Source organism: Methylorubrum rhodinum (assembly GCF_014199935.1).
Classification (GTDB): Bacteria; Pseudomonadota; Alphaproteobacteria; order Rhizobiales; family Beijerinckiaceae; genus Methylobacterium; species Methylobacterium rhodinum.
Genome location: NZ_JACHOP010000009.1, coordinates 17,373 through 30,600, shown reverse-complemented (window position 1 = coordinate 30,600; position 13,228 = coordinate 17,373). Strand labels below are relative to the sequence as shown.

Genomic DNA, 13,228 nt, shown 5'->3' with positions numbered 1-13,228 from the left:
GCCGGGCGCGTCGCTCACGCCTTCGCGAACGGCCCGTCGAGGGGCGCGAGCCGCGGCTCGGGCGCGAGCGGTCCCATGGTCGGGCGTCGGGGCCGGGTGAGCGCCTGGGCCAGCGCGGCGAGGTCGGGCGCGGGCGCCGTGCCGGTTCCGAACAGGTGCGTGTCGAGGGCGTCGAGGCTTTGGGCGATCTCCGGATCGTCGCGCCACAGGGCGGCGAGTTCGGGATGCGCCCGCATCGCCTCGCCGAGCGCCGCGCGGAAGGCGCGGGCGCCGTTTCCGGCGGCCGCGCGCTTCAGGGCGCGGACCTGCCCCCGGTCGAGGCGCAGGCGCCCCTGGCCGGTGCTGGTGCCGAGCAGGGCGATCCCGAGACCGAAGGCAGCGAACGCCGCCGCGGCCAGGACCGGCCAGCCCGCGGGGGCGGGCGGCTTCAGGTCCTCCTCGCGGTCGGCCAGCCCGCCGCCGATCTGGCGAGCCGGGATCTCGGCCTCGCGCATGGTGCGCGACACGGTGTCGAACCAGGGGATCTTGATGGCGTCCAGCGGGATCACCTCGGGCACGCCGGGCTTCACGTCCCACTGGTAGGTCGCCCGCGCCACCGGGCCGGTGGGGGTGATGATGGTCTCGCGCTTCACCGGACCCGCGAAGGTGGCGATGCCGCGGGTGCGCATGACGGGCCGCGGCGGCAGGCCCTCGGCGAGCATGCCCTGCGCCTCCAAGACGACGATGCGCCGGGCCGTCTCGCCCATCTTGATCGTCTCGGGGTCGGGGTCCCAGTGGTCGGTGATCGCCACGTCGCGGGCGGGCAGCCACCACGGCTCGGCCACGTCCGGCCCCCCGCCCTGGCCGGTCCAGGTCGCGACCGGGAACGGCACGGGCTCAGACCGCACGTCGATCTGCTTGCGCTCGCCGTTGTCGTTGATGGTCAGGCGGTGGATGAACGGATCGATGGTGAAGGTGCCGGTGTGCTGCGGAAACACCGCGATGGTGCGCTCGAACTCCAGCGCCATCTGCCCGTCGGGCATCCGGGTGCGGCCCCAATGGTCGCGGCCGAGCTGGGTCCAGGAAAAATTCACGAGCGCGGGCTGGCGCACTTCCTCGAGCAGGATCTGCGTGCGGTAGACCCCGCGCAGGCGCAGCAGCACCATCTCGCGGGCGTAAGCCGCGCCGCCCGCGGGGAGTTCGGGGGTGACCGTGAAGGTGAGGTCGCCGGGGTCGATGGCGCGGGCGGGGGTGGTGAGGGCGAGGAAGGCGAGAAGAAGAAGCGCCAGGATGCGCCTCTCCTCCCCCTTGCGGGGAGGAGCCGGAGGTGGGGGTGGTTCAGGATGCGGCGCCGCGGTGCCTTCTGCCCGACCCCCACCCCTACCCCTCCCCGCAAGGGGGAGGGGAAATCCGCGGAAAAACCCGAAAAGAATCACCAAGGGTTGCTGCCTCCCGGGATCGCGGTGCCGGCCTCGAGGCGGCGGGCCTGCTCGGCCTTGAGGCGCAGCTTGAGGAAGCGGCCCGGCTCGTCCGGCAGGGTCTGGAGCCAGAGCCGGTCGGGGTGGATCTCGTGCGCCTCGAAGCTTTTCGTCACGCGGCGCGCCTCCTTTTCCGGCGCGGCGGCGACCATGGCCGAGCCCGCGCCCTGGCGCCCGCGGCCGGCGGCGTCGCTGGCCGAGCCGCGGGCCTGGCCCTTGCCGGAATCCATCGATTGCTGCTCGGACTTGCCGCGCCGCGCCACCGGGCTGGTGCCGGGCAGCGAGGCGGAGGAGCCCGCCTCCTTGTTGCCGGCCAAGCCCTCGCCGCTGGCGGTGGCCTTCACGTCGTCGTTCTCGTCCTGGTTGGCGGTCTTGCCGTAGCGGGCGCCGTACTGGGCCGAGGCGTTGGCGATGCCGCCGCCCTGGCCGCGATCCAGCTCCTCCTGCAGCGCCTTGGCGACGAGCGAGCGGTTGGCCTGGGCGTCGGCGTCGCGCGGGTTGTAGGCCAGCGCCTCGTCGTAGGCGTCGAGGGCGCCCTTGAGATCGCCGGAGCGGGCGAGCGCGTTGCCGAGATTGTAGGCGCCGCGCTTGCCCTGCGTCTTGTAGATCGCGATCGCTTCCGCGTAGCGCCCGGCCTCGTAGAGAGCGGCGGCGCGCCAGGCCGGCTGGTCGAACACCGAGAGGGCGGCACTCGGCAAGCCCGCCGCCAGCAGGGCGCGGCCGAAGGTGGTACGCGGCTCGGAGGTCAGCAGCAGGCCGAGGATGCCGAGGCCCGCCAGCGCCAGCCCACCGATCCGGGCGGCCTTGCGCCAATGGCGCGGGAAGGCGCCGGGGGCGAGCCGACCCAGCGGGCGGGCGGCGAGCAGCGTGCGGGGATCGAGCGGCGCCGTCATCACGCGCTCCGGCGGAACAGGAGGAGGACCGGCACCAGCGCCAGCAGCAGCAGCCAGCGGCCCAGATCGGCGAAGGCGAGCACGCCGTAGCCGCCCGCGGCGAGGTGCTGCGCCGTCGAGGCGCCGACCCGGTCGAGCACGGGCTGGGGGCCGTCGATGTCGGCGGCCTTGCCCCCGCCCGCGGACGCGAGCCGGTCCAGCGCCGTGCGGTCGGTCGGCGGCGCGCCGGGCGGGAGCGCCTTGGCGGCGGGCACGAACAGGCCGTGGAGCTGCCAGCCCTTGGCCCGGATCGCCGCCGCCTCGCGCTCGGCGGCCTGCCCGATGCCGTCGCCGTCGGTGATCAGCACCACGTCGGCGGCGACGACGTTGGCCTCGTCGAGCGTCCGGCGGGCGAGCGCGAGGCCGCGCTCGGGATGGGTGCCGCGGTCCGGCACGGTGTCGGCGTCGAGGGCGAACAGGGTGGTGCCGATGGCCTCGCGGTCGGTCGTCGGCGAGACGGCGGTGTAGGCGTCGCCCGCGTAGATCACCAGCGCCACCGAGCGGGTGCCCGCGGCCTCCGCGACGGCTTCCGCGGCCTGACGCGCCTCCTTGAAGCGCCCGCCGTCGGTGACCGAGCGGGAGAGGTCGAGGACGATCACCGTGGCGTCGAGGTTGCGGAAGGTCGCGGCCTCGGGCCGCTCGACCGCCGGGCCGGTGAGTGCCAGCGCCAGGATGCCGGCGGTGAGAGCCGCCGCGAGATTGGCCTGCCGCCGCCCGCCGAGCACCGCGCCGCGGCGGGCATGCAGCGCCATCAGGGCCGGATCGACCGCCTTGGCCCAGTCGCCGAGCGGGGCCGAGCGCCACGCCGCCCGCAGGGCCAAGAGGGCGACGATGGGGATCGCCAGGAACCAGAGCGGGCGGAGCAGGGTGAGGCTCTCGATCATAGGCGGCGCCTCGTCGCCAGCAGCGCGCAGGCGCAGAGGAAGGCGAGCGCCGCGGGCCAGGGCCAGAGGTCGCGGCGCAGCGGCAGCGGCGGGGCCTGGGCGCGCCCGCCCTCCAGCTCGTCGATGGCGGCGGCGACGCTTTCCAGGTCGTCGGTGGTCTTCACCCGGAAGGCGCGGCCGCCGCTCGCCTCGGCCATCGCCCGCAGGGTCTCGACATCGACCACGTCCTGCTCGTTGTTGGGGTTGTCGGCCATGTCGATCGGCCCGAGCGCGATGGTGTAGACCCGCACGCCGAGCTCTTTGGCGAGTTGCGCCACGTCCTTCGGCGCGGTCTGGCCGGCATTGTTGGCCCCGTCCGAGAGCAGCACCACGACCTTGTCGCGCGACGGCGGCGGGCCGCCGCCCTCCGCGCTCGCGACCTGGGCCGGGGCGAGACGCTTCAGCGCCAGCCCGAGCCCGTCGCCGATGCCGGTGGAGCGGCCGACGAGGCCGATCGTGGCCTCCTCGAGCGTCCGGGCGACGCTCGCGGTGTCGAAGGTCGGGGCCGCGGCCACGAACGCCTGATCGGCGAACTCGACGAGGCCGATCCGGTCGCCGGCCCGGCGGCGGATGAAGTCGGCACCGACGCGCTTGACCGCGGCGAGCCGGCTCACGGTCTCGCCGTCGAGGGTAAAGTCGCGGCGCTCCATGCTGCCCGAGAGATCGAGCGCCAGGATGATCTCGCGCCCCGAGGCGGGCAGCGCGGTCGCCGGCAGGACGAGGCGGGGCCCGCTGAGCGCCACCACCAGGGCGGCCCACAGGGTGCCGGTGAGCCAGAGCCGGCGTTTTCCCCGCGCGGCGATGGAACGGGCGCTCTCGGTGTCGCCGACGAGCGAGGGCGGCACCCGCAGCGCCCCGCTGCCGCCCTCCTTCTCAGGCGGGATCAGCCGGGCGGCCAGCAGCGGCAGGGGCAGCAGCAGCAGCGCGAGGGGGCTCGCGAAGTCGAAGGCCGAGACGAGGGCGGTGAGCCAGGCGGGCATCGGGTCAGGCCCTGATCCGCGAGAGGAGCCGGGTCAGGCCGTCATCGATTCTTTCCGGGTCGGTCGAGGCGGGGCGCCGGTAGAGGCCGTCCGTAAGGGCCTGTCCGGGGCCGTTGCGAAAGAAATCGGTGGCGAAGGTGGTGTCCAGCGTCTCGGCCCAGGCGGGGCCGCGGGTTCGGGCGGCGTCCTCGCCCTTGAGGGTGCGTACCAGCCGCCGCAGCAGCCGCGCCTGCGCCACCCGCCGGGGCTCGGGCGGGAGGTTTTTCGCGAGCGCGAGTTCCCGCAGGGCGGCCCGACGCACCGAGGTGCCGCGCCGTGCCCGGACAATGCGGATGAGGCCGACCAGCAGCGCGAGGCCGAAGCCAAGGGCGATGGCGGCCACGACCTCGGGCTGCACCGCGCCGCCGCCGCCGGTGGGGAGGTGGAGGGGGCGCAGGGTGGAGAGGTCGAGGGGAGGGGGGCTGCCGTTCATGGCTGCGACGCCGCCGCTGCATCCCCTCTCCCCGCACGCGGGGAGAGGGCTTCGGCGACCCTGTCGTCGCCGAAGCGAGGCGGCAGCCGAAGGTGAGGGGGCGGCACCGGATGAGGCTCAGGCGGATACGCCCCCTCACCCCCGCTACCGCTTGTCGCGACGACGACGAGGTCGTCGCGACCCTCTCCCCGCGCGCGGGGAGAGGGGGGTGCCTTGTCCTCACAGCACCGCATCGAGCCGCTCCATCAGGGGCGCATAGCTCTCCGGCCCGCCCTCGACATCGATGCGTAGGCCCTCGACGCCGCAGGCGTGGAGGCGGGCCAGCCGCTCCTCCGTGTCCGCCCTGGGCGGGGCGGCACGGCCGGCCTCGACCGTGCCGCGGCGGCCGTCGGGCATGGCGTAGGGGTAGAAGCCCGGCGGGCGGGTGCGCTCGAAGGCGTCGCTGACCAGCAGAAGGCGGATCGACAGCCGCTCGGCGAGAGCCGTGAGCAGGCTCTCCAGTTCCGGGCCCGGCGCGTCGAGGGCGGTGGCGATCACGAGGTGGCCGCCGGACGGCAGCAGCGAGCGGGCGAGCGCCAGCGTGTCGGTCAGCGGCGGGTCGTCCTTGGCGGGGCTCGCCAGCGCCGCCGCGTGGGCGTGGGCGAGCGCGCCGGTCACCGCCGTCATCGCCCGCTCGCCCCCCGTTGGCCGCACCACGGCGGGCTCGCCCGCGGAGGCCACGATCAGGCCGATGCGCCCGCCGTCGCCGACGATGCGCCAGCCGAGCAGCGCCAGCGCCTCCGCCCCAGCGACCGAGCGAAGGGCCCGGCGCGTGCCGAACAGCATCGAGGGCCGGAAATCGGCCAGCAGCACCACGGCGCGGTCGCGCTCGTCGTGGTGGGTGCGCACGTGCAGCGTGCCGGTGCGGGCAGTGGCGTTGCGGTCGATGAAGCGGCGGTCGTCGCCCTCCGACCACAGCCGCACGTCGTCGGGCTCGGAGCCGCGTCCGCGCTTGCGCGTGACGATGCCGCCGGGGAGCCCCGCGATGGTCTTGGTCGAGGGCGAGACGCCGCGCCGGGCGAGGTGGCGCAGGCTCATCAGCCCGGCCCCCGAGAGGTGGATGCCGGGGGTGTCCAGCAGTTCGGTCGCGGGGGCGGCGGAGCCCGCCATGTCAGAGGGCCCGCGTCCGCTCGACCAGTCCGGCGACGATGCCCCGCGTGGTGCGCCCCTCGGCGGCGGCGCGCCACGTCAGGCCGATGCGGTGGGCCAGCGCGTCGGCGGCCAGCTCCGCAATGTCCTCGGGGACGACGTGGTCGCGGCCGTGCAGGTAGGCGCGGGCCTTGCCGGCCACCATCAGGGCCAGCGTGCCGCGGGGCGAGGCCGGGTGCTCGATCGCCGCGCGCAGCTCCGGCGCCACCGCGTCGGTGCGGGTGCCGGCGACCAGCCGCACGAGGTAGTCCTTGAGCGCGGGCGAGACGTAGGTGGCGAGCGCGGCCTCGCGGGCGGCGATCACCTCGGCCACCGAGAGCTTCACCGGCATCGCCTCGGCATGGTGGTTCAGCTCGCCCTCGACGAGGTCGAGGATGCGGCGCTCGCTCGCTTCGTCCGGCATCTCGACGACGACGTGGAGCAGGAAGCGGTCGAGCTGCGCCTCGGGCAGGGGGAAGGTGCCGGCATGCTCGATCGGGTTTTGCGTGGCCACCACCATGAACGGGTCGGGCAGGCGGTGGGTGTGGCCCGACACCGTGATCTGGCCCTCGGCCATGGATTCGAGGAGCGCCGACTGCACCTTGGGCGGCGCGCGGTTCACCTCGTCGACGAGGATCAGCGAGTGGAACAGGGGGCCGGGCAGGAACTCGAACTCGCCCTGGTCCTGGCGCCAGACGGTGGTGCCGGTGAGGTCGGCGGGCATCAGGTCGGGCGTGCATTGCACGCGGGCGAAGGAGCCGTCGAGCCCGTCCGAGAGGCGCTTGACCGCGCGGGTCTTGGCGAGCCCCGGCGCACCCTCGATCAGCAGATGGCCGCCGGTGAGGAGCCCGATCAGCAGGCGCTCGACCAGCTTGTCGGCGCCGATCAGCCCGTGGGCGAGACCGTCGCGGAGCTGGAGCAGGCGGTCGCGGACGCCGTTTGCGGCGGCGGGGACGGGCGCCGTCGGGGGCGCCGCGGCGAGGGCCTGACCGCTCATGCGAAAAGGGCCGCGCGGGCGGTCGCGACGGTCGAACCGCCGTTCGCAGGATGGGCGGCCTGCCTCATGAGCATCTCCTCAGGCTGATCTTATTCTTTGGGCTTATTCTTAAGGTGCCCACATTGGTTCCGGTGTGCCCGCTGCCGCCGCGCTCCGTCAATCCCGCGCAGGCCGCAGGCGGCGAGGTAGGGCGATTTGCCCGTGGGACGCCGGGCTTGCGGCTTCAACAGCGCGCGAGGCTTGGAGAAAAAGCGTCACGCCAGCGTCACGCTTCTCCGCCAGCGGGGGCGCCTCACCGACACGGACGACCCATGCCCGGCCCCTTCCCCTTCCCCACGCCCGAGGCCCTCAACTCGGCGATCAGCCTCGCCACCGCCTTCGGGCTCGGCACCCTGATCGGGGTCGAGCGGCAGTACCGGCAGCGCACCGCGGGCCTGCGGACGGCGGTGCTGGTGGCTTTGGGGGCCGCCGCCTTCGTCGATCTCGGCATGCGGCTGACCGGCGGCGACGGAGCCACCCGCGTCGTCGCCTACGTGGTCTCCGGCATCGGCTTCCTGGGCGCGGGCGTCATCATGAAGGAGGGCATGAACGTGCGCGGCCTCAACACGGCCGCCACGCTCTGGTGCGCGGCCGCGGTCGGCGCCTTCGCCGGGGCGGACCTGCCGCTGGAGGCCTGTTTCGTCACGGTGGCGGTGCTGGCCGGCAACACGCTGCTGCGCCCCCTCGTCAACCTGATCGACCGCATCCCGATCGACGAGAGTGCGACCGAGGCGACCTATGAGGTGCAGGTGACGGTCGCCCCCGACCTTTCCGGCCCGGCCCGCGACCTCCTGGTCGAGCGCCTGGAGGCGGCGGGCTATCCGGTCGGCGCCATCGAGGTGGAGGAGCGCGGCGAGGAGGCGGTCGACGTCATCGCGACGCTGACCGCGACCACGGTTCAGGCGAAGGAACTCGACGCGGTGACGAACGATCTGGCCGCGCGGCCGGACGTGCGCCACGCGACGTGGTCGGCGCAGACGGGAGACTGACCAACCCTTTCGGCCTTCACGACGCCGCCGCGATCTCCCGCTCCACCGTGGCCGGATCGAGCACGTAGCGGCGCGAGCAGAACTCGCAGGTGATCGCGATGCTGCCGTCGTCGGCGATCATGTCGCGCCGCTCCTGGGGGCCGAACGAGCGGATCATGCCCATCACCCGCTCCTGCGAGCAGCGGCAGCGTTCCACCAGCTCCTGCGGCTCGAACACCCGCACGCCGCGCTCGTGGAACAGCCGGTAGAGCAGCCGCTCGCTCGACACGCCCGGGTCGATCAGCTCGTGGTCCTGGATCGTGCCGACGAGGCTGCGCGCCTCGGTCCAGGCGTCGTCCTCGGCGGGCTGGCCGGTGAGGATGTCGTGGCCCTCCGGCGCGTCGCCGGGGGGCAGGTCGGCCTGGCGCAGGCGGTCGGGGGAGGTCGGCAGGAACTGCACCAAGAGGCCGCCCGCGCGCCAGCGGCTCTCGTCCGCCCCCATCTGCTCGGCCACCGCGAGGCGCACCAGCGTCGGGATCTGCTCGGACTGGCGGAAATACTGGTGCGCGGCCTCCTCCAGGCCCTGGCCGTCGAGGGGGACGACGCCCTGGTAGCGGCTCTGGGCCGAGCCCTGGTCGATCGTCATGGCGAGATGCCCGCGGCCCATCAGCTCGGGCGCCCGCGCCTTGGGGCCGAGCGCCGCCACCGCGTCGGCCTCGAACCGGGCGGTGGCGCGCAGGCGGTCGGGCGCCTCGAAATCCACCACCAGCATCCCCACCGGTCCGTCGGTCTTGGTCTGGAGCTGGAACCGGCCTTCGAGCTTCAGCGAGGCGCCGAGGAGCGCCGTCAGCGCCGCCGCCTCGCCGATCAGCCGGGCGACCGGATCGGGATAGCCGTGGCGGCGCAGGATCGTGTCGATCGACGGCCCGAGCCGCACCGCCCGCCCGCGCAGGTCGAGCGCCTCGACGGCAAACGGCAGCACGGCGTCGTCGCCGCCTTCGAGCGCGGTCGTGGGGGTGGGGGCGTGTCCGGCGCTCATGGGCAATCGTGTCCGTCTGCGGCTTGGGTCCTGCGGGGTGGGGGCGCGGCGCGAGGGGCAAACGAGCCCGCCTCGGGAGCGAGGTCCCCATATGGGGCCTGACGCGCCGCAACGCGAGCCCAGCCACCGATGCCCCTCTCCCGCGAAAGGAATCTTAGGAACCCGCCGCCAATATCCCCGCCGAGGGACAGGCCGTCCCAACCCGACGGGGCCAGCCCTTGACCGCACCCACCATCCTGGTCGCCGACCCCGACGAGGAGACCCGGCTCGCCCTGGTCGAGGCGGTGCAGCGGATCGACCCCGACGCGGTCGTGATCGAGGCCGCCGACGGGGCCGCCCTCGACCGGCTGCTCGCGCAATCCAAGGTCGACGTGCTGTTCGTCGACGTCGCCCTGCCGCAGACCAACGGCGCCGACATCGCCCGCTGGCACCGCACCGGGAACCCGCAGGGGCTCATCGTCCTCGTCACCGACATGCTGGCGCCGCGCTGGTCCTCGGTCGCGACGCGGCTCGGCGCCTACGACGTCATCCTGAAGCCGCTGCGCGACACCCACATCGCCCGCGTGCTCGACGCGGCCCGCGTCATCGCCCGCCGGCTCGACCTGCTCGTGGTCGATCCCGGCCGCACGACCCGCGCGCTGATCCGCAAGCTGCTCGGCCAGAGCCATTTCACCTTCAACATCATCGAGGCGGCCGGCGGCCACGAGGCGGTGCGGGTGAGCGAGCGGCGGAGCATCGACCTCGCCATCATCGAGATGAATCTGCCCGATTATCCGGCCCTGGAGGTCGCCTGCCGCATCAACGACCGCCATCCCGGCGCGCGTCTGCTGATGACGGGCGCGGCGATGGAGGATGGCATGCGGCGCCAGCTCGCGACCTTCGGCGCCTCGGGCTTCCTCAGGAAGCCGTTCCGCTTCTTCGACGTGGACACGGCCGTGCACGAGAGCTTCGGGCTCTGGCACCCCTACCTCATCAACGCCCTGCGCCGCGAGGAAGCCCTCGCCGAGGCGCCCGCCGCGCGGGCCCTCCGGCAGGCCGGCTGAGACGCGTGCCGGCGCGGCTCCAGTCCCGGGCGCAGCTCGACGCCCTCGTCGGCCGGATCGAGCAGGCCCTGCGCGACGGCGACCGAATGCGGCAATCGCAGCTCGTGCTGGAATCGGCCGGCCTGCTGACGAAACGCTGGTCGCGCCTGCCGGTGGCCGAGAAACCCGCCTTCGACGCCCTGCTCCACGGCCTGTGCGGGCAGATCGACACGCAGGCGCGAAAGACCTTCGCCGAGGGGCTCGCCGACCTCCGGCTCGGGCCGCCCCGCACCACGCGGGCGCTGGCCGGGGACCCCGCCGCCACGGTCGCCGCGCCGCTGCTGACCCGCTGCACCAGCCTGCCGCCGGATTTTTTGGCCGAGGTGGCCGAGCGAGCAACCGAGGCCCACGGCCTCGCCCTCGCGGCACGCTCCGACCTCGCCCCCTCCGTCACCGACACGCTGGTGCGCCGCGGCGGGCGCATCGCCGCCCGGCTCCTCGACAATCCCGGTGCGCGCTTCTCGGAGGTCGGCCTCGCCGGCCTCCTGACCCATGCCCGCGAGAGCGAGGCCGTGACCCTGCGCCTCGCGCTCCGGCCGGACCTGCCGCCCGAGCACCGCCCGGCGCTCCTCGACCTGACCCGTGCGCGGGCGCTCGCCGAGCTCCGGTTCGATCTCCACCGCGGCGACGACCCGGACCCCGAGCGCCTGATCGAGGCGGTCGCCGAGACCCTGGCATCCCCGATCTCCGAGCCGCGGCTCGCGCGCTTCGCCTCGTCCGACGCCTTCGTGCGCCAGCGTTTCGCCGCCGCCCCACCCGGACCGGTCCAGCTTGAACGCTGGGCCGGACTGCGTCGCACCGAGGACGTGCTCGCGGGCCTCGCCCGCGGCGCCGGCCTGCCGCTTTCTCCAACCATCGCCGCCTTCGACGCCGCCGACCCCTCGGCGCTCGCCGCGATCCTCGGCGGGCTGGAACACCCGTGGTCGCTGCTCAAGGCCTTGCTGATCCTGCGCCACGGCGATGACGTCCCCGCCGCGACGACAGGGCTGGCCTATGAGCGCCACCGCCGCCTGGGGCCGCTCGCCGCCCGCCGGCTGGTTCGGTTCGGGGCGCTGCGGGGTGGGTACTTGGCGTTTCCCGATGCGGACGTGGCGTAGGCAGTTCGCCGGCGATCACTTTCACATACCCGCAACGCGGTCAGGATCGAGCGCTTCTCCTCCCCCTTGCGGGGAGGAGGTAGGAGGTGGGGGTGGTGCGGAAGGCACCGCAACCGCCTCATCCTGAACCACCCCCACCCCTGACCCCTCCCCGCAAGGGGGAGGGGAACCCGCGCTCGACGCCGTCCTTTCACGATTGACAAAGATATATCTTAGACGCATCACGTGAGCGAATGTCACAACGTCAGCGGGGATCGTCATGCGACACGCCATGGATCACGGCCACGGCCCGCATCGCGGGCGCCGGCACGGGCCTCCCGGTTGGGACGACGAGGGGCCGGGCGGCTTCAAGCGGGGACCGCGCGGGCGGCGGCGGATGTTCGATGCGGGCGAGCTGCGCCACACCCTGCTCCTGCTGATGGAGGGGGGCGAGCGGCACGGCTACGACCTGATCCGCGAGATCGAGGGGCTCACCGGCGGCGCCTATGCACCGAGCCCCGGCACGATCTACCCGACCCTGACGCTTCTGGAGGAGCTCGGCCATGTCGAGGCCAGGGCCTCGGAGGGCTCGCGCCGGCTGTTCGCGATCACGCCGGACGGCACGGCCCATCTGAGCGCCCACCGCGCCGAGGCCGAGGCCGCCCTGGAGCGCCTGCGCGCGCTCGCCGTGGGCGAGGGCCCCTCCGCCGCCGACCCGGTCTGGCGGGCGATGCAGAACCTCAAGACCGTGCTGGGCCAGCGCATGGCCGGCCAAGCGGACAAGGCGTTCGGGTTCGCGGTCGCCGACATCATCGACGAGGCGGCGCGCAAAATTGAGCGCCTCTGAATCGGCGCTCGCCCGGCCCAGCCCGGCGTTCCGGCTCCGGCTCCGGCTCGCGCCGTTCTTCTGCCTCTCCGTTACCTTCGGGGCGACGCTCGGCTTCCTGGCGAGCGGGGCGCCGCTGATCCTGCGCGTGCGCGGGGTCGAACTCGCCGATCTCGGCCTCCTGCAACTCATCAACCTGCCGGTCGGCCTCACCTTTCTCTGGGCACGCCCGGTCGATCGCCTGCGCCTGCCGGGCCTGCCGCACCGGCTCGGCTGGATCGTGTCGATGCAGGGGCTCGGCATCGCGCTGCTGGCAACCCTGAGCTTCGGCGAGGCGTGGCCGCTCTCCGCCTTGTTCGGGCTGGCGCTCGCCACCTGCTTCTGCCTCGCCACCATGGACGTCGCCCTCGAAGCCCTGGTGGTCGAGACGGTGGGGCCGGAGCGGAGACCGTATGTCACCTCGGCCAAGCTCGGCGGAGCCTCGCTCGGCGGCATCGTCGGCGCCGGTGTCCTGGTCGCGGCCTACGACCGGATCGGCTGGCAGGCCGCGGTGCTGACGGTCGCGGGGCTGAACGCGCTCTGCCTGTTGCCGATCCTGTTCTATCCCGAAGCCCGCCTGCGCCTTGGCGCCGCCGCGGCCGAGCGCCGGCTCGGGCTCGGTCGCCTGCGCATTCTCGCTGGGCGGGTGATCGTGCTCGGCCTCTACTTCGCCGCCCTGTTCACGCTGACCAGCGTCAACAGCCTCGCGCTGATCGATCTCGGCGTGCCGCTGGCGCAGGTCGGGCTCGTCACCGGCAGCTTGGCCGCCGGCATCAACCTCGTGATGGCGCTCGTCTCCGGGGTGCTGGTGCGCCGCTTCGGCCTCGTGCCCGTCGTCACCATCTCCGCGCTCGGCGTCGCCGCCGCGGGTCTCGCGATGCTCGCCGCCTGCGCGATCGGTTCGGGCGGGCTCGGCATCGCCGCAGCCGTGTTCGGCACGCTCTGCGCGGGCGGGCTCGGCGTGCCGGTCTTCACCATGATCTACCGCTGGGCGGAAGGCCCGCAGCCGGCCACCGACTACGCGCTCCTGTTCGGCGCCGCCTTCTTCGCCGCGATGCCGCTGCGGGTCGCCGCCCCGGCGCTGGCGGGCGCCGTCGGCTGGCCCCTCTACTTCGCCCTGTGCCTGCCGTTCTACGGGCTCGCCGTGGCGCTCCTGCGCGGCGCCTTCCTGCGCACGCTCGACGCCGACCGGGCGGCGGCAAAGGCGGCGGCAAAGGCGGTGGCATGAGGG

At 74.0% G+C, this 13,228-nt stretch carries 13 protein-coding genes; 5 read left to right on the top strand and 8 right to left on the bottom strand.

From position 1 onward, the window contains the following. Window positions 1-14 precede the first annotated feature (14 nt). The 7 genes from HNR00_RS12195 to HNR00_RS12165 form a co-directional block, all read right to left on the bottom strand. The gene (locus HNR00_RS12195; RefSeq protein ID WP_183569817.1) at window positions 15-1,268 is read right to left on the bottom strand and encodes a BatD family protein; all 1,254 of its coding nucleotides are present in this window, start codon (window positions 1,266-1,268) and stop codon (window positions 15-17) included. Window positions 1,269-1,411: 143 nt separating this feature from the next. After that, window positions 1,412-2,350, bottom strand: coding sequence for a tetratricopeptide repeat protein (locus HNR00_RS12190; protein WP_183569603.1), 939 nt, complete (start codon window positions 2,348-2,350; stop codon window positions 1,412-1,414). Then, window positions 2,350-3,273: a VWA domain-containing protein gene (locus HNR00_RS12185; protein ID WP_183569601.1), complete on the bottom strand. Its 924-nt coding sequence runs from the start codon at window positions 3,271-3,273 to the stop codon at window positions 2,350-2,352. Before HNR00_RS12185 ends, HNR00_RS12190 begins: the two co-directional genes overlap by 1 nt. Then, on the bottom strand, window positions 3,270-4,292 hold the full coding sequence (locus HNR00_RS12180; RefSeq protein ID WP_183569599.1) for a VWA domain-containing protein: 1,023 nt from the start codon (window positions 4,290-4,292) through the stop codon (window positions 3,270-3,272). Before HNR00_RS12180 ends, HNR00_RS12185 begins: the two co-directional genes overlap by 4 nt. 4 nt (window positions 4,293-4,296) lie before the next feature. Continuing rightward, window positions 4,297-4,764: a DUF4381 domain-containing protein gene (locus HNR00_RS12175; protein ID WP_183569597.1), complete on the bottom strand. Its 468-nt coding sequence runs from the start codon at window positions 4,762-4,764 to the stop codon at window positions 4,297-4,299. A 219-nt stretch (window positions 4,765-4,983) separates the two neighbouring features. Continuing rightward, complete coding sequence (locus HNR00_RS12170) at window positions 4,984-5,913, bottom strand: DUF58 domain-containing protein (protein WP_183569595.1); 930 nt, start codon at window positions 5,911-5,913, stop codon at window positions 4,984-4,986. 1 nt (window position 5,914) lies between these two features. Further along, window positions 5,915-6,928 carry an AAA family ATPase gene (locus HNR00_RS12165; protein ID WP_183569593.1) on the bottom strand — a complete coding sequence of 338 codons (1,014 nt, stop codon included), beginning with the start codon at window positions 6,926-6,928 and terminating at the stop codon, window positions 5,915-5,917. Between the two features lie 311 nt (window positions 6,929-7,239). Here HNR00_RS12165 and HNR00_RS12160 point away from each other — a divergent pair, with 311 nt between their 5' ends. Then, window positions 7,240-7,956 carry an MgtC/SapB family protein gene (locus HNR00_RS12160; RefSeq protein ID WP_183569591.1) on the top strand — a complete coding sequence of 239 codons (717 nt, stop codon included), beginning with the start codon at window positions 7,240-7,242 and terminating at the stop codon, window positions 7,954-7,956. Window positions 7,957-7,972: 16 nt separating this feature from the next. Here the strand turns inward: HNR00_RS12160 and HNR00_RS12155 are convergent, their stop codons facing one another. After that, window positions 7,973-8,974, bottom strand: coding sequence for an Hsp33 family molecular chaperone (locus tag HNR00_RS12155; RefSeq protein ID WP_183569589.1), 1,002 nt, complete (start codon window positions 8,972-8,974; stop codon window positions 7,973-7,975). Window positions 8,975-9,192: 218 nt separating this feature from the next. On the opposite strand from HNR00_RS12155, the gene HNR00_RS12150 reads away from it, so the two are divergent. The 4 genes from HNR00_RS12150 to HNR00_RS12135 all read left to right on the top strand — a co-directional run bounded on the left by HNR00_RS12150 (window position 9,193) and on the right by HNR00_RS12135 (window position 13,225). After that, window positions 9,193-10,017, top strand: a complete 825-nt coding sequence (locus HNR00_RS12150; protein ID WP_183569587.1) for a response regulator — start codon at window positions 9,193-9,195, stop codon at window positions 10,015-10,017. Between the two features lie 5 nt (window positions 10,018-10,022). Then, window positions 10,023-11,153 (top strand): DUF2336 domain-containing protein, encoded by a 1,131-nt coding sequence (locus HNR00_RS12145; protein WP_183569585.1) that lies wholly within the window; start codon window positions 10,023-10,025, stop codon window positions 11,151-11,153. Between the two features lie 259 nt (window positions 11,154-11,412). Further along, on the top strand, window positions 11,413-11,979 hold the full coding sequence (locus HNR00_RS12140) for a PadR family transcriptional regulator (protein ID WP_183569583.1): 567 nt from the start codon (window positions 11,413-11,415) through the stop codon (window positions 11,977-11,979). Beyond that, entirely contained in the window at window positions 11,966-13,225 is a 1,260-nt protein-coding gene (locus tag HNR00_RS12135) for an MFS transporter (protein WP_246390566.1), read from the top strand. The genes HNR00_RS12140 and HNR00_RS12135 overlap by 14 nt, the downstream gene beginning before the upstream one ends. The last annotated feature ends 3 nt before the right edge of the window (window positions 13,226-13,228 follow it).

Bases quoted from the DNA above. Each gene is read 5' to 3' on its own strand.
- HNR00_RS12160 (WP_183569591.1), top strand. From the start codon at position 7,240: ATGCCCGGCCCCTTCCCCTTCCCCACGCCCGAGGCCCTCAACTCGGCG.
- HNR00_RS12155 (WP_183569589.1), bottom strand. From the start codon at position 8,974: ATGAGCGCCGGACACGCCCCCACCCCCACGACCGCGCTCGAAGGCGGC.
- HNR00_RS12180 (WP_183569599.1), bottom strand. From the start codon at position 4,292: ATGCCCGCCTGGCTCACCGCCCTCGTCTCGGCCTTCGACTTCGCGAGC.
- HNR00_RS12175 (WP_183569597.1), bottom strand. From the start codon at position 4,764: ATGAACGGCAGCCCCCCTCCCCTCGACCTCTCCACCCTGCGCCCCCTC.
- HNR00_RS12140 (WP_183569583.1), top strand. From the start codon at position 11,413: ATGCGACACGCCATGGATCACGGCCACGGCCCGCATCGCGGGCGCCGG.
- HNR00_RS12165 (WP_183569593.1), bottom strand. From the start codon at position 6,928: ATGAGCGGTCAGGCCCTCGCCGCGGCGCCCCCGACGGCGCCCGTCCCC.
- HNR00_RS12190 (WP_183569603.1), bottom strand. From the start codon at position 2,350: ATGACGGCGCCGCTCGATCCCCGCACGCTGCTCGCCGCCCGCCCGCTG.
- HNR00_RS12170 (WP_183569595.1), bottom strand. From the start codon at position 5,913: ATGGCGGGCTCCGCCGCCCCCGCGACCGAACTGCTGGACACCCCCGGC.
- HNR00_RS12185 (WP_183569601.1), bottom strand. From the start codon at position 3,273: ATGATCGAGAGCCTCACCCTGCTCCGCCCGCTCTGGTTCCTGGCGATC.